Raw genomic sequence first — 24,667 nt, 5'->3', positions numbered from 1 at the left:
AACTTACCATTAGAAAAATACTAATGAAAATACTGATAATGATTTTTACAGAAACCCCATCATTATCGAAAAAATCAATTTGATGAAAGTGAGGCAACACAAGATGAAAGCAACTGGAATAGTGCGCCGAATTGATGATTTAGGCAGGGTTGTAATCCCAAAAGAAATCCGCAGAACATTGCGTATTCGTGAAGGAGACCCATTAGAAATCTTCGTAGATAGAGATGGAGAAGTCATTTTAAAAAAATACTCACCAATAAGTGAATTAGGTGACTTTGCTAGAGAATATGCAGAAGCTATTTTTGACAGCTTAGGAAACCCTGTACTTATTTGTGATCGTGACACATATATCGCCGTAGCAGGCGGCTCAAAAAAAGACTTTATGAACAAAAGTGTAGGCGATCTTCTTGAAAAGCTTATGGAGGACCGTCACTCTGTTATCGAAAAGACAAAAGGCACCATTTCGCTTGTTGATTCGGTAGACGAAGAGGTACAATCTTATACAATTGCACCAATCGTCGCCAACGGTGATCCAATCGGAGCTGTCGTTATCTTCTCTAAAGAATCAACTTTAGGAGAAGTGGAACAAAAAGCAGTAGAAACAGCAGCAAGCTTCTTAGCCCGCCAAATGGATTCATAAAATCATCTTTTAAAAAGACAGCCGATGGGCTGTCTTTTTTTGTACAAGCCCAAAATTGCTTTTCTTGTGATCTAGCTCCGGTGCCCTAGCCCCTGTGCAAAAGATGAGCGCCCTCAAAAGGCACAAACCGCCTTTCGGGTCCCTCCCTATTTGCTTCGGGGGCTGAACAGGCTGCCTGCGCTTTTCATGTTGTCTAGCTCCAGCGCCTAGCTCCTCGGGTCATAAGCCCATCCTCTATGCAGGGGAAGAACATCCTGCGTCGAGGCTGTTCTTATGCCTGTCGGAGCTGACCAGGCGCTTCCGCTTTTCTTGCTGTCTAGCTCCGGTGCCCTAGCCCCCTGTGCAAAAGATGAGCGCCCTCAAAAGGCACAAACCGCCTTTCGGGTCCCTCCCTATTTGCTTCGGAGGCTGAACAGGGCACCTGCGCTTTTCTTGTTATGTTATAATATTTTTACATATGTTTGGAAGGGGTCGTGTATGGCTGTGGGGCCTTTGGAGTCGTCGAAGATGCTTGTGAAGGGTGCGTTGGTTTTAAGTATTGCGGGCATCCTTGTAAAGCTGCTGAGTGCAGTGTATCGGATTCCTTATCAAAATATTGTTGGGGATATTGGTTTTTATATTTATCAGCAGGTGTACCCGTTTTATGGGATTGCGTTTACCTTAGCAACGATTGGGTTTCCTATGGTTATTTCGAAGTTAATTGCCGAACGAAACCAAGGGGACTCAAGTATATCCGTTAAAGATATTCTGTTTACAGCAGGTATTTTGTTGAGTGTGCTGGGTTTAGTATTATTTAGTGCGTTATATACTGGTGCGGAGCGGGTAGCGGCGATAATGGGTGATATTGAGCTTGCCCCGCTGCTTCGTTTAGTAGCTTTTTCATTTTTATTAATGCCTGCTAGTGCCCTCATCCGCGGTTTTTATCAGGGAAAGCAAGATATGATTCCAACCGCTGTATCACAGGTGGTTGAACAAGTAGTTCGTGTTGCCACTATCTTAATTATGTCCTTTTTCTTAGTAAATCAAGGGTATTCTCTATATGCAGCAGGTGCAGGGGCAGTGAGTGGATCGATTACGGGAGGCTTTGCAAGTCTAGTCTTGCTTTTAGGCTTTGTAGTGGTTCGTAAAGAGTGGAACCAGCCTGGCAGAGTGATGGTAAAGGCAGCTGACTTTTGGTTGATAACAAAAGCCTTATTTGCTCAAGGCCTAGCTTTTTGTCTAACTAGTTTAATTCTCGTTTTAGTGCAATTAATTGATTCACTGAACTTATATGCTTTGCTTCGTGAATCTGGGATCACGAGTACGCTGGCTAAGGAACTAAAAGGAGTATATGATCGAGGCCAGCCCTTAATTCAATTAGGGACAGTAGTGGCTAATGCTTTATCTCTTTCTATGGTTCCGCTGATTTCAAGCTACCTCTCAAAAGGAGAGCTGACTGAGCTGCATACAAAAACAAAGCTTGCTTTACGAATAAGTGCAAGTATCGGAATTCCTGCAGCCATGGGACTAATTTGTTTAATTAATCCTGTTAATAGAATGCTGTTTACGGACAGCAAGGGTTCGGGAACACTAGCAATATTAGCCTTGTCTATTGTTTTTACGTCGTTAATCATTACTAAAGCAGCCATCCTGCAAAGTATAGGACGGGCTAGGGTATCAATTCTAATTGTGATCGTTGGGTTAGTCTTTAAATTAATTCTCAATCAGGCACTCATTCCCCAATGGCAGATTGTTGGCGCTGCATGGGCAACAATTGGTTCCTTTTTCATTATGTCGTTGCTATTTTATTTGGTACTGCGAAAGGTAATGAAGCAGCCAATTGTTTTATTACGCGATGCAGGAATCATTTATTTGGGTACGGCTCTTATGTCAGGTATTCTGTACATATATAATAAACTATTTGCTTTCCTATATATGACCTTTGGGTTGGGGAGAATGCTCTCCGCCATTCATACTTTAACAGGCGTGATGATTGGTGTTGTTATATACGGTGCATTTATTCTGCGGTCGGGACTATATACGAAAGAGGAACTTTCTTTGGTACCGGCTGGAAATAAGCTCGCTGTGTTGATTAGAGATAGAAAAGAAGGAGCTAAGTAGAAACATGACATCTGAAATTACGATTATTGGCCTTGGTGCAGGTGATTTAAATCAGCTTCCCCTTGGTATTTATAAAAAACTTACATCAGCAGGCTTTTGCTATGTCCGTACAATGGATCATCCAGTAATAGCTGAATTATCAGCAGAAGGGATGACGTGGAGCAGCTTTGATTCCGTCTATGAAAAGCATGATCAATTTGAACAAGTTTATGAAGAAATTTCAGACACCCTAATACAATTGGCAGAAAAGGAGACCGTTTTATACGCTGTACCAGGTCATCCAATGGTAGCTGAGAAGACTGTTCAGCTGCTTCTTGAAAAAGGGAAAGAAAAAGGGATTGCTGTAAAAGTAGAAGGTGGTCAAAGCTTTTTAGATCCGTTATTCCTTGCTGTGCAAATTGATCCAATAGATGGATTCCAACTGCTCGATGGAACAGCTCTAAGGAGAGATGAGCTGCATATTACTCAGCATATGATTATTGGTCAAGTGTACGATGCATTTGTTGCATCCGATGTGAAATTGACCCTAATGGAAAGGTTACCTTATGATCATGAAGTCTATATCGTCACCGCTGCAGGTAGTGATGCGGAATCCATCGTCAAACTACCTTTATTCGAATTAGACCGTCAGATGGAGCTTAGCAATCTCACAAGCGTATATGTACCACCGGTAAAAGAGACTGCACAACAATACCGTGAATTTAACACATTACGGACTATCATTTCTCAATTACGTGGACCAGATGGCTGCCCATGGGATAAGAAACAGACGCACCAAAGTCTAAAAACTTATTTAATCGAGGAAGCTTATGAATTAATTGATGCGATAGACGAAGAAGACGATGAAGGTATGATTGGTGAACTGGGCGATGTCTTGTTACAAGTCATGCTTCATGCTCAGATTGGTGAAGATGAGGGAATGTTCACAATTGATGATGTGCTAGAGTCTATTTCTTCTAAGATGGTTCGACGTCACCCTCATGTTTTTGGTGATGTTCAAGCAGACACGGAGGAAGAAGTACTGGTTAATTGGCAAAAAATTAAACAACTTGAAAAAGAAAATAGTGATACCGTAAAAGAAAGTTCATTGCTTGATGATGTGGGAAAATCGGTGCCTAATTTAATTCGTGCCTTTGAATACCAAAAACGCGCGGCAAAAGTGGGCTTTGATTGGGATGAGGTTTCTGAAGCTTGGAAAAAGGTAAAAGAAGAAATAGTAGAAGTAGAACAGGAAATGACAGACGAAGTAGATAAGAGTCGAATGAAGGATGAATTAGGTGATCTACTATTTGCGATTGTGAATGTATTACGCCTCTATAATATTCAAGCAGATGAGGCAGTTTACGCAGCGAATCAAAAATTTTATCGCCGGTTTACCTATATAGAAGACCGCGTAAGAGAAAGTAATAAAGAATTCTCCGACTATAACTTGGAGGAATTAGATGGGTTTTGGAATGAAGCAAAACAAAATGGTCTATAAAAAGGAGAAATGAAAATGCCGATGCGACTTGATAAATTCTTAAAGGTCTCACGTTTGATTAAACGCAGAACACTTGCAAAAGAAGTAGCCGATAAAGGAAGAATTTCTATTAATGGAATACAGGCTAAGGCCAGTTCTACTGTAAAAGAAAATGATGAACTTGCGATCCTTTTTGGGCAAAAAAGAGTAACTGTTCGAATCGATAAAATTCAAGAAATGACGAGAAAAGAAGATGCAGCTGATATGTTTACCGTATTAAAAGAAGAAAAGCTCGGCGGAGAGTGATCAGCAGCTGGTTCTAAAACGTGCATCCCGCACATAAACTTGTACAAAATGTGTTATTGTGAGGGATGAAAAATGAGCCAATTTCAAGAACCAATCCAACATACGTCAAAAAGTACCGTACAAGAACACGATGTTATCATGCGTGGACGACGTCTTCTCGATATTACCGGAGTCAAACAGGTAGAAAGCTTTGATAATGAAGAATTTCTACTAGAAACTTCAATGGGCTTCTTGTCTATAAGAGGCCATAATTTACAAATGAAAAACCTTGATGTGGATAAAGGGATTGTCTCGATTAAAGGGAAAATTGATGATTTGGTTTATTTGGATGAGCATACAGGGGAGAAAGCTAAAGGTTTCTTTGGCAAGTTGTTCAAATGACACTTACCACACAGTTTTATACTCTTCTCGCCATGATCGGCATGGGCAGCTATTTTGGTGCTGCCCTTGATACGTATACCCGTTTTCTTAAACGGTCCAGCAATAGAGGATGGTTAATCTTTATTAACGATTTTTTATTTTGGCTGATTCAAGGACTGATTATTTTTTACGTATTATTTCTTGTGAATGAAGGCGAGCTCCGTCTGTATCTTTTCTTAGCCTTATTATGTGGGTTTGCTGCTTATCAAGCCCTTTTTAAAACGATCTACAAGAAAATGCTCGAGCTAAGTATTGATTCATTTATTAAAACGGTTCGACTAATCAATAAAATAGTACAAACTCTGATTTTCTTACCTATAAAATGGATAATAACCAGTTTGATCTTACTACTCGTAGGTATAGTAAAACTGGTGTTTTCCATTTTCAAATGGATTTTCAAGGTGATTTTATCCATTTTACTTGTCTTTTTAAAGCCGGTTTTTTGGTTATTTGAAATATTTTGGAATAAATTGCCGAAAAAACTTAAATTATTCGTCGTAAAGATTTATAATAAAATTACAGGACTTTTTACGAAATTAAAGAATGTACTTAATAGTATCGTGAAGAGGATTCGGAAATAAGGGGAGTTGAGATTTATGAGCAGCCTACGGAAAAAGAAAGTGGCTAAGATGGATAATCCATATGTCTATCAACAAGAAAAGAAAGTACAAAATGTAGAAAAAAAGAAGCGTGGACTGGTTCGACGCCTTAGTCTTTATGCGGTCTGTGCTGCCATTATTTTAATTCTGGGTATTCCTACACTAATCACTCAAGCGGGTGCGATCGAGCAAAAAGCAGAACAAAAGCAGGAATTTGATGAAAAGCTGTCTAAGTTAAAGAAGCAGGAAACACTCCTTCAAGAGGAAATTGTAAAGTTAAATGATGATGAGTATATAGCAAAATTAGCAAGACGTGATTATTTCTTATCCGACAAGGGCGAAGTGATCTTTAATCTTCCGAAAAAGGATCAAGATAATAACGAAGATTGACACTAATTTTTTCCTTTCTGTATATGATATAGAAGTGATAGTTACCATTTTAAGGGAGGAAAAATTTTTTTATGTCAATCGAAGTAGGCAGCAAAGTACAAGGTAAAATAACGGGAATAACTAAATTTGGTGCGTTTGTAGAGCTTTCTGGGGGTTCAACTGGTCTTGTTCATATCAGCGAGGTAGCTGATAATTACGTGAAAGATATAAACGATTATCTTAAGATTGGTGACCAGGTCGAGGTCAGGGTACTCAATGTTGAGAAAGACGGAAAGATTGGGCTTTCAATCAAGAAAGCAGCAGACAAACCAGAAGGGAAGACATCTTCTTATACCCCAAGACCGCGACAGGGACAAGGGAGAGGAAATGACACCCGCTCTAAAGACTTCCGCTCAAAAATGCTTTCCCAGCCAAAAGAAAACTTCGAGCAGAAAATGACTCGATTTCTGAAGGATAGTGAAGACCGCTTAACTTCTCTCAAACGAAGCACCGAAACAAAGCGCGGAGGCAGAGGGGGAAGACGAGGCTAACTTGCTGCTGAAAATGGCTAAAAAACTCTCGTATATGTAAAGCAGGCCCAGTAACTGTGCTTGCTTTTTATTTTGGGAAAAATATACCCCAAAGGGTATTTAAATAGCTCCAGACGGGAATATGAACTCTCCAGACGGGAAAAACACCACCTGAGACGGGATTAATGACATTCGTGAGTCATTTTTAAAACAAAATTACCTGAAGGTAAAAAAAGAAGATCTCCTCCCGATGTAGAAGGTCTTCTCTTTAATAAGGAAATAAAAAAGCGTCTTGGGATCTACCCAAGACGCTTTCGTTTTTCATATGTCTAGCTCCAGCAGCCAACTCACTGTGGAAAAGATGAGAGTCCTCAAAAGGCAAGGAACGCCTTTTGGTCCTCTCCCTATTTCCTTCATGAGCTAAACGGCTACTTTCGCTTTTCATGTTATGACCCCTACGGGATTCGAACCCGTGTTACCGCCGTGAAAGGGCGGTGTCTTAACCGCTTGACCAAGGGGCCAAAAAAAATAGCGGCAGAGGGGATCGAACCCCCGACCTCACGGGTATGAACCGTACGCTCTAGCCAGCTGAGCTACGCCGCCATATGCTTGAAGCACAAGTTATATCTTACATACAATTATTCGTAATGTCAACAAGAAATCCTGATTTTTGTCGGATTTTAAGCATAGGTAATTTATTCTAATTTTAAACCACGATAATAGGCTAAAAAATCCCTTTAAAACGGGTCTCTTGCTCATTTATTTCTGGTTATGTGAAAAGTTTTGTTCAAATTCTGTATAGATATGAATGTTTGCCATGAAACAAGTCGAACATTTTTTATAAAGATTATAAAATTCTGACAAATTCCTGATTGGGTCGTCTCTATAATTATGAGCATGGACTACAAAATAGATGGGAGTGTTCCATAGATGGCCAGAGTTGAAAGGAATTTAGTCGAACCGATTGTCAATGCTCGTCTTCAGGGGGGACGAGCTGCCGGCGTTAATTGGATCCCTGCCATACAGATGAAACTGGAGGATATCTTTTTTAAACGAGGGTTGTTCTTGGCATTGATTGGTTTTCTGTTAGGAAGAGCGTTAATCCTGTCACAGTTGTCTCCGTTTGGTTTACCTTTTTTCGCGGCTGTTTTTCTTATGCGTCGTGAACATGCGCCGTTGGCGTTGCTGGGTCTTCTGGTTGGGGCTTTTACAAATTCGATTGTTAGTGGGGTAACATTATTTGCTGCCGCCTTTATCTTATTACTTTTAAATAAAATCAAGACACCTGCAATTGAGTCTCATTTTAAAACAATGGCAGTTTATGTGTTGTTGTCTCTTGGTCTCGCGGATCTCGCTAGACAATACATTATGTTTCGTAGTGTAAATATATACAGCGGAATGATGATTGCAGTGGAAGCTGGCCTTGCCTTAATCCTCACGCTGATTTTTATTCAGTGTATTCCTTTAATGACAGTACGAATTAAGTCTCAAGCGCTTAAAACGGAGGAAATTGTCAGCGTGATTATTCTTTTAGCATCCGTCATGACTGGTACCATTGGCTGGGTAGCGTATGGATTATCAATTGAGCATATCCTGTCTCGTTATCTAGTTTTACTCTTTGGATTAGCGGGAGGAGCGGCGATTGGTTCAACTGTTGGGGTGGTTACTGGGTTGATTTTCAGTTTAGCAAGTGTCACAAGTATGTACCAAATGAGTCTTTTGGCTTTCTCGGGGTTATTAGGCGGCTTATTAAAAGAGGGGAAAAAGATTGGAGTCTCAATTGGTTTAGTTATTGCAACGTTATTAATGGGTCTATATGGAGAGGGTACAAATAATATTATGATAACGGTGTATGAATCCTTTGCTGCTATCCTGTTGTTTGCGCTGACACCAACCGCATTATTAGGGAGGATTGCTAAGCATATTCCAGGAACGGTTGAGCATACCAATGAGCAGCAGCAATATATGAGGAAAGTCAGAGATGTAACTGCGCAGCGGGTTTCGCAGTTTTCACATGTATTCGGAGCTCTTTCGGAGAGCTTTTCACATATAGATGAAAGCAGTAAAGCGGAGGAGGATGAAAAAGAACTCGATTATTTCCTGAGCAATGTTACCGAAAAAACCTGTCAAATGTGTTTTAAAAAAGAACAGTGCTGGACAAGCAATTTTCACACAACCTATGACAGCATGCAGGAAATTATGCATGAATTAAACGACAATGACGGTCAGTTATCTTCGCAAACCACAAAGGAATGGGGGAAATATTGTACACGCAGTCCACAAGTAATCGCTGCTATTTCTCAAGAGTTAAATTTCTTTCAAGCCAATCAACGCTTAAAACGTCAGGTTCACGAAAGCAGAAAGTTGGTTGCTGACCAGTTAAGAGGAGTTTCGGCTGTTATGGAGGATTTCGCTAAAGAAATTAGACGAGAGCGGCAGAATCATCACCAACAGGAAGAGGTCATTCTCGAGGCGTTAGAAAACTTCGGATTACAAATTGGCAATATTGATATTTATAGTCTTGAACAGGGCGGCGTGGATATAGAAATGAGTATCCCGGACTGTCAGGGAAGGGGAGAGTGTGAAAAGCTGATTGCCCCAATGTTGTCTGATATCCTTGGCGAAACGATTATTGTACATTCTGAACAATGTACCACTTTCCCCGGAGGACAATGTGTGGTGGTGCTGCGATCAGCTAAAAAATTCACCGTTGAAACGGGGGTTTCACATGCGGCGAAGGGTGGAGGGTTGGTTTCGGGTGATAGCTTTACAACGATGGATTTAGGTATCGGAAAATATGCGGTGGCGATTAGTGATGGGATGGGGAATGGCGAACGTGCTCATCTTGAGAGCACAGAAACGCTTTCCTTGCTTCAGAAGTTCTTAATGTCAGGAATTGAGGAGAAAATTGCGATAAAGTCGGTAAACTCGGTTCTTTCACTCCGAACGACAGATGAAATCTTTTCAACTTTAGACTTAGCCATGATTGATCTTCAAGATGCAAAAGCTAAGTTTTTAAAAGTCTGTTCGATTCCAAGTTTTATTAAGCGAGGAGAGAAGATTATTAAGATAGAGAGCAGCAGCCTTCCGATGGGAATCATCCCAGAATTTGAGGTTGATGTGGTAAGCGAGGACCTAAAGGCAGGAGATTTATTAATTATGATGAGTGATGGAGTGTTTGAAGGACCCACGCATATTGAAAACGTAGAGTTTTGGCTTAAGCGAAAGATTAAAGAGTTTGAGACAGAAGACCCTCAGGAAGTAGCTGACCTTATCCTTGAAGAGGTGATTCGTGTAAAAGGGATGATCGATGATGATATGACAATTGTAGTGACAAAAATCATGCATAATACACCAAAATGGGCGTCCATCCCTGTTCAGCCTAAACGAAAACGAGCCTGAAAGTTTCAGTCTCTTAACGTATAAATCCCTTTTTTTAAGTCAAAGATGGTAACAAATTCATAGAGGGGAGATTGACAATGAAACCAGGTACATTAAGGCAAATTTTATTGCTTACGGATGGCTGTTCAAATCAGGGGACTGATCCCGCCTTTATGGCTGCACGAGCTCATGAACAAGGAATCACAGTGAATGTAATCGGAGTTATGGAAAATGACGTGATTGATGAAAAAGGAATGAATGAAATACAGTCTATCGCCCGTTCAGGAGGAGGAGCTAGTCAAATTGTTTATACACAGCAACTTTCTCAAACGGTGCAGATGGTGACACGAAAAGCAATGACGCAAACGATCCAAGGGGTCATTAATCGAGAACTTCAACAGATTTTAGGCGACTCAACAACAATGGAGGATCTGCCTCCTGATAAACGTGGTGAGGTGATGGAGGTTGTTGATGAGTTAGGTGAGACAAGTAAACTCGAAGTGCTCATCCTTGTTGATACGAGTGCAAGTATGAAACATAAGCTGGAAATCGTAAAAGATTCTTTGCTTGATTTATCTTTAAGTATGAACGCAAGACAAGGAGATAATCAATTTTCGGTTTTTACTTTCCCAGGTAAAAAATACGATGTCGAGAAACTAGTAGATTGGACGCCGAAACTTGAGGTGCTGACAAAAATCTTCCCAAAGCTTACAACAGGTGGTATTACACCAACTGGACCGGCTATTGAAGAAGCTGTTGCTTATTTTAATAAAAAACGTTCATTAAGGGGATTGTTATCGAATGATGATGAACAATACTTTGAGGGATCAATGTAATCTGCTGCCAGGCAGCAAGATTACAGGCAAATGGAATAAAAACACCTATACCATTATTAAGGAGCTCGGGCAGGGGGCAAACGGGATTGTGTATCTTGCTGAAAGTAATAATAAGCGTGCGGCTTTAAAAATAAGCGATAACGGCGTCTCGATTATATCGGAAATGAACATTCTTAAAGCCTTTTCTAAGGTCCAGGGGTCTGCCCTTGGGCCTTCTTTATTAGAGGCAGATGATTGGGTGAAGAATAAAAGCATTCTATCTTTTTATGCAATGGAATACATAATAGGTGATGGATTTCTCGAATTTATCCATCGGAAAGGTCCTTCATGGACAGGAGTCCTAATGCTTCAGTTGCTGACAAGTCTTGTTTCGCTTCATAAACAAGGCTGGGTCTTTGGGGACCTAAAGCCGGAAAATCTCATTGTTACTATGCCTTCTTGTACCATACGCTGCATTGATGTGGGAGGTACGACATTAATAGGTCGATCCATTAAAGAGTTTACTGAGTTCTTTGATCGTGGATATTGGGGGCTGGGTTCTCGTTCGGCTGAACCCAGTTATGATTTATTTGCCGTAGCGATGATTTTTATTAATGCGTATTACCCTGTACGGTTTTCTAAAAATGGGGATGGCTACAAACAGCTTGTGGAGATGATTAAACAGAAAAAGGAGTTAGTCCCATACCGAGCTTTTCTTCAAAAAGCATTGTCAGGAGCTTACAATAGTGCAGAAGAAATGAGAAGTGATCTAGTTGAGATTTTACAGAATCAAAGAAAACAACCGGCAGCTCAAACTCCATCACCCCAAAAAGCCCCTGTAACGAGAACGAGAAAACACACTAAAAAAAGGGGAAGAGTACAGAGAAGAAGAGGCGGCCTGATTGAGACAATGCTGCTTGTTTCCATTGTTTGTTTCTTATATGTCCTCTATATATACGGTCAATTCTTATGATATAGTTAGTAAAGAATGGGTTTGAAAAGGTGAAACTAATTCGATGTGTAGATAAGAATACGCTCTAAAGAGCTTGACCAAAGAAGGTAATCATATGTTTGAACGAAAAGTTATAGAGTATATCGAAACACATCAGTTAATCCCAAAAGGTTCTCACATACTTGTAGGTGTTTCAGGAGGGCCGGACTCTTTAGTCTTATTGCATCTTCTTAAATCATGGCAGGAATTATTCGAGTGTCAGATTGTTTGCGCACATGTAGATCATATGTTTCGAGGGAAAGAATCCTTTGATGATTACGTATTTGTTGAAAAGACATGTATGGAGTGGGGTATTCCTTTTGAAGGGAAACAAATAGATGTGACAGCATATATGAATGCTTCAGGTGAGAGCACGCAACTTGCTGCTAGGAATTTAAGATATGCATTCTTTCAAGAGGTTATGGAAAAACACCATCTGAATCTGTTGGTATTGGGGCACCATGGAGATGATCAAGTGGAGACCATGCTGATGAGACTGACGAGAGGCTCTGCGGAAATGGCAAGAGCGGGAATCCCTGTTAAACGACCGTTTGCTTCTGGTTACATAGCAAGACCTTTATTATGTGCAGCTCGATCTGAAATTGAAGCGTATGCGAAAGAGCATGGGTTAGAGCCAAGAATGGACCCGAGTAACGAGAAAAATGATTATCTCCGTAATAGATTTCGACATGTGGTGCTGCCCTTTCTAAAAAAAGAAAACCCAAATGTCCATGAGCATTTTCAACGATTCAGTGAGGAATTAACTGATGATGAAGTCTACTTGCAGTCACTTGCCGCTAAAGAACTCGATGGTATTTGGCTTGAGAAGAAAAAGGACGGTTCAATAATAGATCTTGAGAGATTATTGATGGTACCAAAACCTTTACAAAGAAGAATGATTCATCTAATATTAAATTATCTTTATATAAAGAGACCTTCATCGCTTTCAGCTATACATATTGACCAGCTTTTAACGTTATTCACTAATCCTCATCCATCTGCTGAACTGCATCTCCCTGACGGACTTATCATTGAAAAATCATACCAAAAAGGTATTTTTCGGTTTTTCACTAATGAAAGCCCGGAATATTCCATCAAATTAGACGTTCCAGGTGAGACAATTCTTCCGAATGGATATATAATTAAAGCACACTATATAAAAGATGAAATTTCCGTATTAAATGGAAATCATTCTTTTCTAGTATCTGCTTCGTCAGTTAGTCTTCCGCTTACCGCACGAACACGGGTGAATGGTGACCGAATGACTGTAAAAGGACTTGGAGGAACGAAGAAGCTTAAAGGAATATTTATTGATAAAAAAATTCCCAGGCAGGAACGTACTACCTGGCCGGTCGTGGTTGATCAAGCAGGGGAAATTGTTTGGCTCCCTGGTTTGAAAAAATCGGTGCTCGAGTCTGAACATACTCAAAATGAAACGTCTTTCATTTATTTAGAATATAAAAAAGCTTAAATCTTCTTGGGGGGCAAACAATTACAATGACGATGCAAAATGACATTGAAAAAGTGTTAATTACTGAGGAAGAAATTCAAGGTAAAATAAAAGAGTTAGCAGCACAGCTGGAGAATGATTATAGTAATAGTTTCCCGCTGGTGATTGGAGTTTTAAAAGGTGCATTGCCATTTATGGCTGACTTATTAAAACGCGTCGATGAACATTTAGAAATGGATTTCATGGATGTATCCAGCTATGGTAATTCTACGGTTTCTTCTGGTGAAGTGAAAATCATTAAAGATTTAAATACTTCTGTAGAAGGCCGAGACATTTTAATCATAGAAGATATTATCGACAGCGGTCTGACGTTAAGTTACCTGGTTGAATTATTCCGTTATAGAAAAGCAAAGAGCATTAAAATTGTTACATTGTTAGATAAACCGACTGGCAGAAAAGTCGATATTAAGCCGGACTATACTGGCTTTATTGTACCTGATGCTTTCGTAGTCGGATATGGTCTGGATTTTGCAGAGAGATACCGTAATCTGCCGTACATTGGTGTTTTAAAACCAGAAATTTATACTACAAAATAACGATGACAAACAGATTAGTATCATGTAAATCCGGTAACAATAAATTGTAGTTCTAAAAATTGTCTTTCAATTATTTACTATGATACTATTTATTACTATAGTTTGTTTTTTCGTGGGAGGAGGTAAGGGATGAATCGGATCTTCCGTAATACAATATTTTATTTACTGATTTTCTTAGTGATTATTGGTATTGTGAGCATCTTTAATAATAACAATGAACCTGCTAAGAATATAACTCAAGATGATTTTTACCAAAGTTTGGAGAGTGGAAAGATAGCCTCCTTATCGATGCAGCCCGAGCGGTATGTATACGAAGTTAAGGGTCAGTTGAAAGGGTCCAAGGAGAAAGATTCCTTCTTGACGTACATTACTGACAGCGAGAGCAATCAAACACGTATACAAGCAGCTGTTGATAAAAATGATGTGAAATTGGAGGTGCTTCCAGCTAAAGAAACAAGCGGCTGGGTAACGTTCTTCACTTCCATTATACCTTTTGTTATCATCTTCATTCTGTTCTTCTTCTTACTTAATCAAGCCCAAGGCGGCGGTGGCGGACGTGTCATGAACTTTGGCAAAAGCAAAGCCAAATTATACGATGACAACAAGAAAAAGGTCCGTTTCAACGATGTAGCAGGTGCTGATGAAGAAAAGCAAGAACTCGTTGAGGTAGTTGAGTTCTTGAAGGATCCACGTAAGTTTGTTGAACTTGGTGCACGTATTCCAAAAGGGGTCTTGCTTGTAGGTCCTCCAGGAACAGGTAAAACGCTTTTAGCAAGAGCGGTAGCTGGTGAAGCTGGAACACCATTCTTCTCTATCAGTGGTTCCGATTTTGTTGAAATGTTTGTCGGAGTCGGGGCATCCCGGGTTCGTGATTTGTTTGAAAATGCGAAAAAGAACGCTCCATGTATTATTTTCATTGATGAAATTGATGCAGTCGGCCGTCAGCGTGGTGCTGGTTTAGGCGGAGGTCACGATGAGCGGGAACAAACATTGAATCAATTGCTAGTTGAGATGGATGGTTTCGCAGGCAATGAAGGCATTATTATTATTGCAGCGACAAACCGTTCTGATATTCTTGATCCTGCGTTATTACGTCCAGGTCGTTTTGACCGCCAGATTACGGTTGGCCGTCCTGATGTAAGAGGACGTGAAGATGTATTAAAAGTTCATGCGCGTAATAAGCCATTAGCCGAAGGTGTAGACCTAAAAGCTATCGCACAGCGTACACCAGGTTTCTCTGGTGCAGATCTTGAAAATCTTTTAAATGAAGCAGCTCTTGTAGCAGCTAGACAAAATAAAAAGAAAATTGATATGTCCGATCTTGATGAAGCTTCTGACCGTGTAATTGCCGGTCCAGCTAAAAAAAGTAAGGTTATATCTAAAAAAGAACGTAATATTGTTGCTTTCCATGAAGCAGGGCATACCATCATAGGACTTGTCTTGGATGATGCTGAAATCGTTCATAAAGTTACGATTGTTCCTCGTGGTCAGGCTGGCGGTTACGCTGTCATGCTTCCTAAAGAAGATCGCTTCTTTATGACTAAACCTGAACTTCTTGATAAGATTGCCGGTCTTTTAGGCGGACGTGTAGCTGAAGAAGTAGTCTTTGGTGAAGTCAGCACAGGTGCTCATAATGACTTCCAACGTGCCACTGCGATTGCACGTAGTATGGTCACTGAATATGGAATGAGTGAGAAACTTGGACCGCTTCAATTTGGATCTACACAGGGTGGAAATGTATTCTTAGGCCGCGATTTCAATAATGAACAAAATTATTCAGATGCGATTGCCTATGAAATTGATCTTGAAATTCAACGTATTATCAAAGAGGCATATGCTCGTGCAACGAAAATCATTACCGAAAAGCGTGATAAGCTTGACGTAATTGCAAAAACATTGCTTGAAATTGAGACGTTGGATGCAGAACAAATTAAACACCTCTTCGATCACGGAACATTACCGAAACGTTCTTATTCAGCCCTTAATGGCAATATGGAAAAAGACGATGATGTGAAAGTGAACATTAACATTAAGAAGGAAGAAAAAGAAGCACTTCTTAGCCCGTTAGATGAAAGAGGATCGGAAAATCTTGAAGTTCGATCTGAGGAAGTAATTCCTACAGAACCGATTAAAGAAGACACACCGTTCTCAAACGAAGATAATAAAAAGAGCTAATCATTATTAGTAAGGCAAACAGGTATTTCCTTCGGGAAATACCTGTTTTCTATTTTATAATAAGGGTCAAGGTCCTGCAGATGGCAAGCCATATGGCGGTATGATATGATGTTTGAGAATAATCTGGCGGAGTGTGAAATGATGATTTTTGTACTAGACGTAGGAAATACCAATACAGTTCTTGGTGTTTATAGTGAAGATACATTGAAATATCATTGGCGGATTGAAACAAGTCGTAATAAAACAGAAGATGAGTATGGAATGGTTATTAAATCTCTTTTCGCACATGAAGGGATAGCCTTCGAAGACATTGATGGCATTATTATTTCTTCCGTAGTGCCGCCCATAATGTTCTCAGTTGAGCGGATGTGTTTAAAGTACTTTGGTATGAAACCGCTCGTTGTTGGTCCAGGAGTAAAAACAGGTTTAAATATAAAGTATGACAATCCAAAAGAGGTGGGAGCTGACCGTATAGTGAATGCTGTAGCAGGAATTCATGAATATGGAAGTCCATTAATTATCGTCGATTTCGGTACCGCTACAACTTATTGTTATATAAATGAAATGAAACATTATATGGGAGGGGCTATCGCTCCCGGAATTGGGATTTCGACAGAAGCGTTGTATACCAAAGCTGCGAAATTACCTAGAATAGAAATTGCTCGTCCTGAGGGTATTCTTGGTAAGAACACTGTTTCTGCCATGCAATCGGGTATTCTATATGGATATGTCGGACAAGTTGAAGGGATTGTCTCAAGAATCAAATCCCAAAGTGAAACAGAACCGACTGTAATTGCAACAGGAGGACTTGCTGGATTAATTTCAAGTGAATCGGATGCAATTGATATAGTGGATCCTTTTTTAACATTAAAAGGATTGATGCTTATCTATAAAAGAAATCGGGAACAATGAAGAAATAGAATTGATGGGGGTAACAACATGAATGATTACTTAGTAAAAGCATTAGGTTATAACGGTCAAGTAAGAGCGTATGCAGTCAAAACAACTGAAACAGTGGGTGAAGGACAAAGAAGACACCAAACTTGGCCGACTGCCTCTGCAGCACTTGGTCGTTCAATGACAGCAGGTGTTATGCTGGGCGCTATGTTAAAAGGTGAGGAAAAGCTTACGATTAAGATTGAAGGCGGCGGTCCTCTAGGCGTAATTCTTGTCGACAGCAATGCAAAGGGAGAAGTTAGAGGATACGTAGGTAATCCGCAAACGCACTTTGATTTAAATGAGCATGGAAAGTTAGATGTTAAACGTGCAGTTGGAACGGAAGGAACACTGGCTATTGTTAAGGATATTGGTCTTCGTGATAACTTTACAGGACAAGTCCCATTGGTTTCCGGAGAACTAGGAGAAGATTTCACCTATTACCTGGTAACTTCAGAGCAAGTACCGTCATCCGTAGGGTTAGGAGTACTTGTGAATCCAGATAATACAATACTGGCGGCAGGCGGTTTTATTATTCAGTTGCTGCCTGGTGCAGATGATGAAGTTATTACAAAGATTGAACAAAGACTATCAGTTATAGAGCCAATTTCTAAACTAATTCAAAAAGGGTTAACGCCAGAACAAATTCTTGTTGAACTCTTAGGAGAGGGCAATGTAAAAATCCTAGAAAAAATGCCTGTGAAATTCAACTGTGAATGTTCAAGAGAACGAATTGCTAATGCACTAATTAGTTTGGGTAAGGAAGAGATAGAGGATATTATTCAGACAGATGGCCAAGCAGAAGCTCAATGTCATTTCTGTAACGAACAATACCATTTTACGGAGACTGAATTAAGAGAGTTAATTGATGAAGCTAAATAATAGGGTGTAATGGGGGATACGGGATTGTCTCAAAAGCAGCTGTTAGTTATTATTATCGGACTTATTTTGCTTAATATTGTGACTTTAATGGTGTATGTCATTAAGCCGTTTAGCTTATACAATGATCACGAGATTGTGGCATCTGTTGGAAAGAAAGATATTACAAGAGAGAAATGGCTGGCAGAGTTACAATCACGTTATGGAAAAGAAATTCTCGAAGAATTAGTAGATGCTGAGGTCATTCAGCAAACAGCTAAGAGGCATAATGTGTCTATTTCAGCTAAAGACGTTGAAAGAGAATATCTATTCACGAAATTGACCTACAGTACTAAGGGCATTTCTGGATCTAAGAGCGAAGAAGAGTGGAAGCAGCAGATAAGAACTAACATCCAGCTTGAAGAAATACTGACGAAGGACGTCACCATTCCGCAATCCGTATTACAGCACTATTATGAAACAAATAAACAACGATTTGCTATCCCGCAATCCTATCGGATATCTCATATTGTGACAGCAAGTAAAGAAGAGGCGGATCAAGTGATTCAGGAACTCCGGGAGGGATCTGCCTTTGATGTACTTGCCATGGAGAAATCATTGGATGAATTTTCTGCAAACGCAGGCGGGGATTTGGGTTATCTTACTGAAGAAAGTGGTCAGAAAGCTGAGAACTACCTCGACGAAGTTAAATTGATGAAAGAGCATACTTGGAGTCAACCAATAACAGTAACTGATGGGTATGCAGTTATTTATCTTCATGAAAAAGTGGAAGAGCATCAGTACAGCTTTTCTGACGTTAAAAAACAAATACATCGCACCCTCGCTTTAGAACAAATGCAAATGCCGGTTACAGGGAAGATATTTTGGGATGAATCTGATGTTAAATGGCAGTATAGAGAAGATGGAAAGTAGAATAATATGCCTAGTTGCTAAGTTTTTGTTTATGAGGTAAAAGTAACAGAAAATTAAGTAAATCAGTATAAAAAAATTGACAAATTTACGTGCTAAGATGTAACGTAAAATAAAACCAATAAAATTAGTAGGAATTAGGAGTGAAGAACATGTCAAGAATAGCAAATTCTGTAGTTGAATTAATTGGTCAAACACCGATTGTGAGATTAAACAGATTAAATGATGAAAATAGCGCAGAGATCTTTTTGAAGTTAGAGTACATGAACCCAGGGAGCAGCGTTAAAGATCGTATTGCTCTTGCCATGATCGAGGCAGCCGAAAAAGACGGCAGTCTTAAAGAAGGCGACACCATTATTGAACCTACGAGTGGTAATACAGGAATCGGTCTAGCTATGGTAGCAGCTGCTAAAGGGTATAAAGCGATCTTAGTTATGCCTGAAACAATGAGTATGGAACGTCGCAACTTACTTCGTGCGTACGGAGCAGAATTAGTATTAACGCCTGGTCCAGACGGGATGAAAGGTGCGATTGCCAAGGCAGAGGAATTAGCTAAGGAAAATGGCTACTTCGTTCCACAACAATTCGAAAATGAAGCGAATCCTAGAGTCCATAGAGAAACAACGGGTAAAGAAATTGTTGAACAAATGGGCGACCAATTAGATGCATTTATTTCCGGTATTGGTACTGGGGGAACAATAACAGGTGCTGGTGAAGTCCTTCGTGAACAATATCCAAACATCAAAATTGTAGCGGTTGAACCATCAGATTCACCGATTCTTTCTGGCGGCAAACCTGGTCCGCATAAAATTCAAGGAATTGGAGCAGGATTTATTCCTAGTATCCTAAATACAGAATTGTACGACCAAATTATCACCGTTACTACGGAAGAGGCTTTCGATTATGCACGCCGTGCTGCTAAAGAAGAAGGAATCCTTGGCGGAATTTCTTCAGGAGCTGCTATTAGCGCTGCTGTTCAAGTAGCAAAAGAGCTTGGCAAAGGTAAAAAAGTACTTGCGATAATCCCTAGTAATGGCGAACGGTACTTAAGTACAGCATTATACAATTTTGAGTAATTGGTACTAAATGGCTCCGGATATTCCGGGGCTTTTTTTATGGGAATAAAGAGAGGGGATTGTAAAAGCTCACTAGTAATACCCATCAAAGATAAGTACACTATAAATAAGACTAATCGTAGAGGAGTGCTAATATGCCCTCAATAATAAAATGCGGAAACCATACGTTAGATTATCAGAACAAAACAATCATTATGGGGATATTAAATGCTACCCCGGACTCATTTTCTGATGGGGGAAAATATGATCATGTAGATACAGCCTTAAGACGAGCTGAAGAGATGGTTAAGCAAGGCGTTGATATTATCGATATTGGCGGGGAGTCAACCAGACCAAATTATGATAGGATTTCCGAACAGCAAGAACTTGAACGTATCCTGCCTGTTATAGAGGCAATAACGAACAATCTTGATATTACACTGTCCGTGGATACCTATAAGTCTGTGGTAGCAAAGGAAGCAGTTAAGGCTGGGGCTCATATCATTAATGATATCTGGGGAGCAAAAGCGGATCCTGAAATGGCGAAGGTCGCTGCTGAGTATCAGGTACCGATTATCTTGATGCATAACCGTGAACAGATGAATTATGAACATTTTATTAGGGATGCTCTTACTGACTTAACTGAAAGTATTAAGATTGTGAAACGTGCAGGGGTACTTGATGAAAATATTATCTTAGACCCTGGTATTGGTTTTGCGAAAAACACTTCCTTAAATTTGGAAATGATAAGGAATCTTGATAAGCTAGTAGCAATGGGTTATCCGGTTTTACTTGCTGCTTCACGGAAATCAATGATTGGAGACGTCTTAAACCTTCCTCCAAATGAGAGAATGGAGGGAACAGGAGCAACTATTTGCTTTGGGATACAAAAGGGTTGTCAGATGATACGTGTACATGATGTGAAGGAAATGGCCCGAATGGCTAAAATGATGGATGCGCTTGTTGGAAAGGGAGAATATAGTGGATAAAATTTTTGTAAATCAAATGGAGTTTTATGGCTATCATGGCGTTTTTCCAGAAGAAAACCGTCTGGGTCAACGGTTTGTGGTAGACCTTATTATAGAAACAGATCTTTCTGCTGCCGGGAAAAGTGATCAATTAGATGATTCTATTAATTATGGAGAGCTGTATGCAGTGTGCAAAGAAGTTGTGGAGGGTGAACAGTATAACTTGGTCGAAGCAATAGCAGAACAAATTGCCTCACGTATGCTTACTCAGTTTTCTAATGTACAGACCTGTACTGTAAAAGTATTTAAACCTGATCCTCCCATTCCAGGACATTATAAATCTGTAGCAGTGGAAATAAAGAGGGGACGATAAGGTGAAAAATATTTCCTATCTGTCCATTGGATCGAATATGGGTGATCGGCTGCATCACTTTAAAAAAGCCATTGATTATATACAGGGTGATGAAAATATACGAATAAGTAATATCTCATCAATTTATGAAACAGAGCCTGTTGGTTATACGGAACAGGCGAAATTTTTAAATGCTGTCCTGAAGATAGAGACTTCCTACGAACCGGAGGAACTACTGCTTAAATGTCAGGAAACAGAGAAAATAAATGGTAGAATAAGGGATATAAGATGGGGTCCTCGTACAATAGACCTTGACATTTTGCTGTATAATTACGAAAATATTGAAACAGAGAGTCTTTCTGTTCCGCATCCGCGGATGTTGGAAAGGGCATTTGTACTCATCCCGTTATTGGAGTTAGATCCAAACATCACGCTGCCTGAGATGGATATACCTTTGGTTAATATTCTTGAGAATATACAGGATAGAGAAGGAGTTCGATTATGGAAGCTGAAAAGTGGGGAAGACGGATTAGGGCTTTTAGAAAGTTAAAGGGATATACACAAGAAGGATTTGCGAAGAAAATCGGCGTTTCTGTCTCTTTATTAGGAGAAATAGAACGAGGCAATCGTCTGCCATCAGAACAATTTTTAACTGAGGTGACGAATATTCTTCAGATTAGTATGGATGAACTTCAACCTCCAGAGGATAGAATAGAATAAAGACAACGAAGGAGGCTGCATCGTGTTAAAGATTGGCGATGTCGTAATGAGTAATCCAGTAGTACTTGCCCCTATGGCAGGGGTATGTAATTCAGCTTTCCGTTTAACGGTAAAGGAATTTGGTGCTGGCTTGGTTTGCGCGGAAATGGTAAGCGACAAAGGTATTGTATTGAAAAACAAAAAAACGATGAATATGCTTTATATAGACGAACGGGAAAATCCGCTCAGTCTGCAAATTTTTGGCGGAGAAAAAAAGACGTTAGTTGAGGCCGCGCAATTTGTGGATAAGAATACAAATGCAGATATTATAGATATAAATATGGGTTGTCCTGTACCTAAAATTACGAAATGTGATGCAGGTGCTAAATGGCTGCTTGATCCTAATAAAATATATGAAATGGTTTCTGCTGTAACAGATGCTGTAGACAAACCTGTGACAGTGAAAATGCGTACAGGCTGGGATGATGATCATATCTTTGCAGTCGAAAATGCATTAGCTGTTGAACGGGCGGGCGGTCAAGCTGTATCTGTTCATGGGAGAACACGTTATCAGAAGTATGAAGGAAAAGCAGATTGGGACATTATACGTCAGGTAAAGGAAGCGGTTAAGATTTCAGTCATTGGAAACGGTGACGTAGAAACACCGCTCGATGCAGAAAGAATGTTACAAGAAACCGGGGTAGACGGTGTAATGATTGGCCGTGCTGCACTGGGGAATCCATGGATGATCTATCAAACAGTTAGATACCTAGAGACCGGAGAACTAATAGGAGAACCTTCTGTTCGTGAAAAAATGGATGTTTGTATTCTGCATATGGATCGTTTAATCGCGCTGAAAAATGAAAGCGTGGCTGTTCGAGAGATGCGTAATCATGCTGCGTGGTATTTAAAGGGCATTAAAGGCAATGCAAGCGCAAGAAAAGGGATCAATGAATGTCACACTAGAGAAGATGTGGCTCATCTATTATATGGTCTTGTAGATGAGATTGAAGCAAAAGAACAAAATATTCAAATGGTGTAACGATTTGACATCATCTTGTGGTTTTTCTATAATACGCTTATCCGAACTGCCAGTTGAGTACTGGCAGTTTTTATATGTAGAAACACTTTTTTAGGCAAAGGGCTGTTCGATTCAGTCACTTTATGTAAAAATATATAGGTATGAAAAATTATAGTTACGTTTATTTGATAGATGAAGTGAATACGAAGATGGAGATGATGACACGTGAGCGAAGAAACTAATGACCAGCTTAAAGTAAGACGCGAGAAAATGGATGCGATGGTGGCGAATGGACAAGATCCTTTCGGCAGCCGCTTTGAACGTACGCATCTAGCAGCTGAAATTGTTGAAGAATTCAACGAGTTAACAGAAGAAGAACTAACAGAAGGAAAAGAAGTCGTACTAGCAGGACGGGTAATGACGAAACGTGGTAAAGGGAAAGCTGGATTTGCCCACCTTCAAGATATAAGCGGACAGATTCAAATCTATGTTCGTCAGGATGCTATTGGGGAAGAAGCGTACGATCTCTTCAAACAAGCGGATTTAGGCGATATTATCGGCATCAAGGGGAATATTTTCAGAACGAAGGTTGGCGAGCTTTCTGTTAAAGCAAAGGAGTTCACTTTCCTATCAAAAGCTCTTCGTCCGCTTCCGGATAAATTCCACGGGTTAAAGGATGTTGAAGAACGTTACCGTAAACGGTATGTCGACTTAATGACAAACGATGAAAGTAAACAAACATTTATTACACGGAGTAAGATTATTCGTGAAATGCGCAGATATCTAGATGATCATGGGTATCTAGAGGTTGAAACACCATTACTTCATACAATTGCAGGCGGTGCAGCTGCTCGTCCGTTCCTTACGCATCACAATGCATTGGATATGCCGTTATTTATGAGAATTGCGATTGAACTTCATCTTAAACGTCTAATTGTCGGCGGCTTAGAGAAAGTGTATGAAATTGGCCGTGTATTCAGAAATGAAGGTACATCAACACGACATAATCCAGAGTTTACGATGATAGAATTATATGAAGCATATGCTGATTATCAAGATATCATGAAATTAACGGAAAATTTGGTTGCGCATATCGCTCAACAAGTACTAGGTACTACGACAGTACAATACGGTGGACACGATATAGAGTTGAAGCCAGAGTGGACTAGACTTCATATGGTTGATGCGATTAAAGAACATACGGGTGTAGATTTCTGGAAACAGATGACGAAAGAAGAAGCACAGCAGCTGGCGAAGGAACACAACATCCAAATAAAAGATACAATGGAATTTGGTCATGTTGTAAATGAATTCTTTGAACAAGTAGTTGAAGAAAAACTGATTCAACCAACGTTTATCTTTGGTCACCCAGTAGAAATCTCTCCACTTGCTAAGAAAAATGAAAAAGATCCGCGCTTTACAGATCGCTTTGAGCTCTTCATTGTGGGACGTGAGTATGCGAATGCTTTCTCAGAGTTAAATGACCCGGTGGATCAAAGAGAGCGTTTTGAAGCACAAATGAAAGAGCGTGAGCAAGGGAATGACGAAGCTCACGAAATGGACGAAGATTTCTTAGAAGCGCTTGAATATGGTATGCCGCCAACAGGCGGTCTGGGAATCGGGATTGACCGTTTAGTTATGTTATTAACTAATTCTCCGTCTATCCGAGATGTACTATTATTCCCTACTATGCGTCACCGTTCATAATTAGCTGGCTGCAAGCAGTGTCTCAATCGTGAGGCGCTGCTTGTTTTTTGTTAGAAAAGGGATAATCAGTGTGCGGAAATTACAATACTATTGATGAGAAAAATAGAATCTAGTTTTCTGATTATTGCAGCTTTGTTATTTTAGAAAAACTTTTTCAAAAAGGTATTGCACCGGGCACGAGATGATGGTATATTTATATCTGTTGTTACAAACGTGTTACAAATGGATGAAAAACAGATAAAAAAGTTTTAAAAAATCCTTGACTCAAACAAACAACAATGTTATTATTAATAAGCTGTTCCGAAACAAA

Annotated in this window: 24 protein-coding genes and 2 tRNA genes; 24 read left to right on the top strand and 2 right to left on the bottom strand. The window is 39.9% G+C overall.

The window, feature by feature from the left end:
* The first annotated feature begins 103 nt into the window (after positions 1–103).
* From spoVT to WYK_RS13345, 8 genes are all read left to right on the top strand, one after another.
* The gene (spoVT, locus tag WYK_RS13380) at positions 104–640 is read left to right on the top strand and encodes a stage V sporulation protein T (protein WP_040374981.1); all 537 of its coding nucleotides are present in this window, start codon (positions 104–106) and stop codon (positions 638–640) included.
* Between the two features lie 477 nt (positions 641–1,117).
* On the top strand, positions 1,118–2,740 hold the full coding sequence (locus WYK_RS13375; protein WP_161629134.1) for a putative polysaccharide biosynthesis protein: 1,623 nt from the start codon (positions 1,118–1,120) through the stop codon (positions 2,738–2,740).
* Between the two features lie 4 nt (positions 2,741–2,744).
* Positions 2,745–4,220 (top strand): bifunctional methyltransferase/pyrophosphohydrolase YabN, encoded by a 1,476-nt coding sequence (gene yabN / locus WYK_RS13370; RefSeq protein ID WP_040374980.1) that lies wholly within the window; start codon positions 2,745–2,747, stop codon positions 4,218–4,220.
* Positions 4,221–4,241: 21 nt separating this feature from the next.
* Positions 4,242–4,505 (top strand): RNA-binding S4 domain-containing protein, encoded by a 264-nt coding sequence (locus WYK_RS13365; protein WP_040375011.1) that lies wholly within the window; start codon positions 4,242–4,244, stop codon positions 4,503–4,505.
* Between the two features lie 72 nt (positions 4,506–4,577).
* A complete protein-coding gene (gene yabP / locus WYK_RS13360) occupies positions 4,578–4,886 on the top strand; it encodes a sporulation protein YabP (protein WP_040374979.1) in 309 nt (102 codons plus the stop codon).
* Positions 4,883–5,506: a spore cortex biosynthesis protein YabQ gene (gene yabQ / locus WYK_RS13355; RefSeq protein WP_040374978.1), complete on the top strand. Its 624-nt coding sequence runs from the start codon at positions 4,883–4,885 to the stop codon at positions 5,504–5,506. The genes yabP and yabQ overlap by 4 nt, the downstream gene beginning before the upstream one ends.
* A 15-nt stretch (positions 5,507–5,521) precedes the next feature.
* Positions 5,522–5,914 (top strand): FtsB family cell division protein, encoded by a 393-nt coding sequence (locus tag WYK_RS13350; RefSeq protein WP_040374977.1) that lies wholly within the window; start codon positions 5,522–5,524, stop codon positions 5,912–5,914.
* 71 nt (positions 5,915–5,985) lie between these two features.
* A complete protein-coding gene (locus WYK_RS13345; protein ID WP_040374976.1) occupies positions 5,986–6,444 on the top strand; it encodes a S1 domain-containing RNA-binding protein in 459 nt (152 codons plus the stop codon).
* A gap of 428 nt (positions 6,445–6,872) precedes the next feature.
* On the opposite strand, the gene WYK_RS13340 is transcribed toward WYK_RS13345, so the two are convergent.
* Positions 6,873–6,944 (bottom strand) — tRNA-Glu (locus WYK_RS13340).
* An 8-nt stretch (positions 6,945–6,952) separates the two neighbouring features.
* A tRNA-Met gene (locus WYK_RS13335) sits at positions 6,953–7,026 on the bottom strand.
* 327 nt (positions 7,027–7,353) lie between these two features.
* On the opposite strand from WYK_RS13335, the gene spoIIE reads away from it, so the two are divergent.
* The 16 genes from spoIIE (at position 7,354) to lysS (ending at position 24,357) form a co-directional block, all read left to right on the top strand.
* Entirely contained in the window at positions 7,354–9,825 is a 2,472-nt protein-coding gene (spoIIE, locus tag WYK_RS13330) for a stage II sporulation protein E (protein ID WP_040374975.1), read from the top strand.
* A gap of 59 nt (positions 9,826–9,884) precedes the next feature.
* Complete coding sequence (locus WYK_RS13325; RefSeq protein ID WP_268870058.1) at positions 9,885–10,640, top strand: vWA domain-containing protein; 756 nt, start codon at positions 9,885–9,887, stop codon at positions 10,638–10,640.
* Positions 10,606–11,592, top strand: coding sequence for a protein kinase domain-containing protein (locus tag WYK_RS13320; RefSeq protein ID WP_407951435.1), 987 nt, complete (start codon positions 10,606–10,608; stop codon positions 11,590–11,592). The genes WYK_RS13325 and WYK_RS13320 overlap by 35 nt, the downstream gene beginning before the upstream one ends.
* Before the next feature lie 94 nt (positions 11,593–11,686).
* Positions 11,687–13,081: a tRNA lysidine(34) synthetase TilS gene (gene tilS / locus WYK_RS13315; protein ID WP_040374973.1), complete on the top strand. Its 1,395-nt coding sequence runs from the start codon at positions 11,687–11,689 to the stop codon at positions 13,079–13,081.
* 32 nt (positions 13,082–13,113) lie between these two features.
* Positions 13,114–13,656, top strand: coding sequence for a hypoxanthine phosphoribosyltransferase (gene hpt, locus WYK_RS13310; RefSeq protein WP_040375009.1), 543 nt, complete (start codon positions 13,114–13,116; stop codon positions 13,654–13,656).
* A gap of 129 nt (positions 13,657–13,785) precedes the next feature.
* Complete coding sequence (gene ftsH, locus WYK_RS13305) at positions 13,786–15,831, top strand: ATP-dependent zinc metalloprotease FtsH (RefSeq protein ID WP_040374972.1); 2,046 nt, start codon at positions 13,786–13,788, stop codon at positions 15,829–15,831.
* 141 nt (positions 15,832–15,972) lie between these two features.
* Positions 15,973–16,743 carry a type III pantothenate kinase gene (locus WYK_RS13300; protein ID WP_161629135.1) on the top strand — a complete coding sequence of 257 codons (771 nt, stop codon included), beginning with the start codon at positions 15,973–15,975 and terminating at the stop codon, positions 16,741–16,743.
* A gap of 27 nt (positions 16,744–16,770) precedes the next feature.
* Positions 16,771–17,649 carry an Hsp33 family molecular chaperone HslO gene (gene hslO / locus WYK_RS13295; RefSeq protein WP_040374971.1) on the top strand — a complete coding sequence of 293 codons (879 nt, stop codon included), beginning with the start codon at positions 16,771–16,773 and terminating at the stop codon, positions 17,647–17,649.
* A gap of 24 nt (positions 17,650–17,673) precedes the next feature.
* A complete protein-coding gene (locus WYK_RS13290) occupies positions 17,674–18,558 on the top strand; it encodes a peptidyl-prolyl cis-trans isomerase (protein WP_040374970.1) in 885 nt (294 codons plus the stop codon).
* A 149-nt stretch (positions 18,559–18,707) separates the two neighbouring features.
* Positions 18,708–19,631 (top strand): cysteine synthase A, encoded by a 924-nt coding sequence (cysK, locus tag WYK_RS13285; RefSeq protein WP_040374969.1) that lies wholly within the window; start codon positions 18,708–18,710, stop codon positions 19,629–19,631.
* Positions 19,632–19,765: 134 nt separating this feature from the next.
* On the top strand, positions 19,766–20,599 hold the full coding sequence (gene folP / locus WYK_RS13280; protein ID WP_040374968.1) for a dihydropteroate synthase: 834 nt from the start codon (positions 19,766–19,768) through the stop codon (positions 20,597–20,599).
* Complete coding sequence (gene folB / locus WYK_RS13275) at positions 20,592–20,951, top strand: dihydroneopterin aldolase (RefSeq protein ID WP_040374967.1); 360 nt, start codon at positions 20,592–20,594, stop codon at positions 20,949–20,951. Before folP ends, folB begins: the two co-directional genes overlap by 8 nt.
* A gap of 1 nt (position 20,952) precedes the next feature.
* Entirely contained in the window at positions 20,953–21,480 is a 528-nt protein-coding gene (gene folK / locus WYK_RS13270; RefSeq protein ID WP_040374966.1) for a 2-amino-4-hydroxy-6-hydroxymethyldihydropteridine diphosphokinase, read from the top strand.
* The gene (locus tag WYK_RS13265) at positions 21,432–21,650 is read left to right on the top strand and encodes a helix-turn-helix domain-containing protein (RefSeq protein ID WP_040374965.1); all 219 of its coding nucleotides are present in this window, start codon (positions 21,432–21,434) and stop codon (positions 21,648–21,650) included. Before folK ends, WYK_RS13265 begins: the two co-directional genes overlap by 49 nt.
* A gap of 22 nt (positions 21,651–21,672) precedes the next feature.
* Positions 21,673–22,671: a tRNA dihydrouridine synthase DusB gene (gene dusB / locus WYK_RS13260; protein WP_040374964.1), complete on the top strand. Its 999-nt coding sequence runs from the start codon at positions 21,673–21,675 to the stop codon at positions 22,669–22,671.
* Positions 22,672–22,920: 249 nt separating this feature from the next.
* Positions 22,921–24,357: a lysine--tRNA ligase gene (gene lysS / locus WYK_RS13255; RefSeq protein WP_051387513.1), complete on the top strand. Its 1,437-nt coding sequence runs from the start codon at positions 22,921–22,923 to the stop codon at positions 24,355–24,357.
* Positions 24,358–24,667 lie beyond the last annotated feature (310 nt).

Origin of the sequence: Peribacillus psychrosaccharolyticus ATCC 23296, assembly GCF_000305495.1 — a bacterium.
Taxonomy (GTDB): Bacteria; Bacillota; Bacilli; order Bacillales; family DSM-1321; genus Peribacillus; species Peribacillus psychrosaccharolyticus.
Note: the sequence above shows the minus strand (reverse complement) of the source record. Positions and strands in the feature narration are given on the sequence as shown.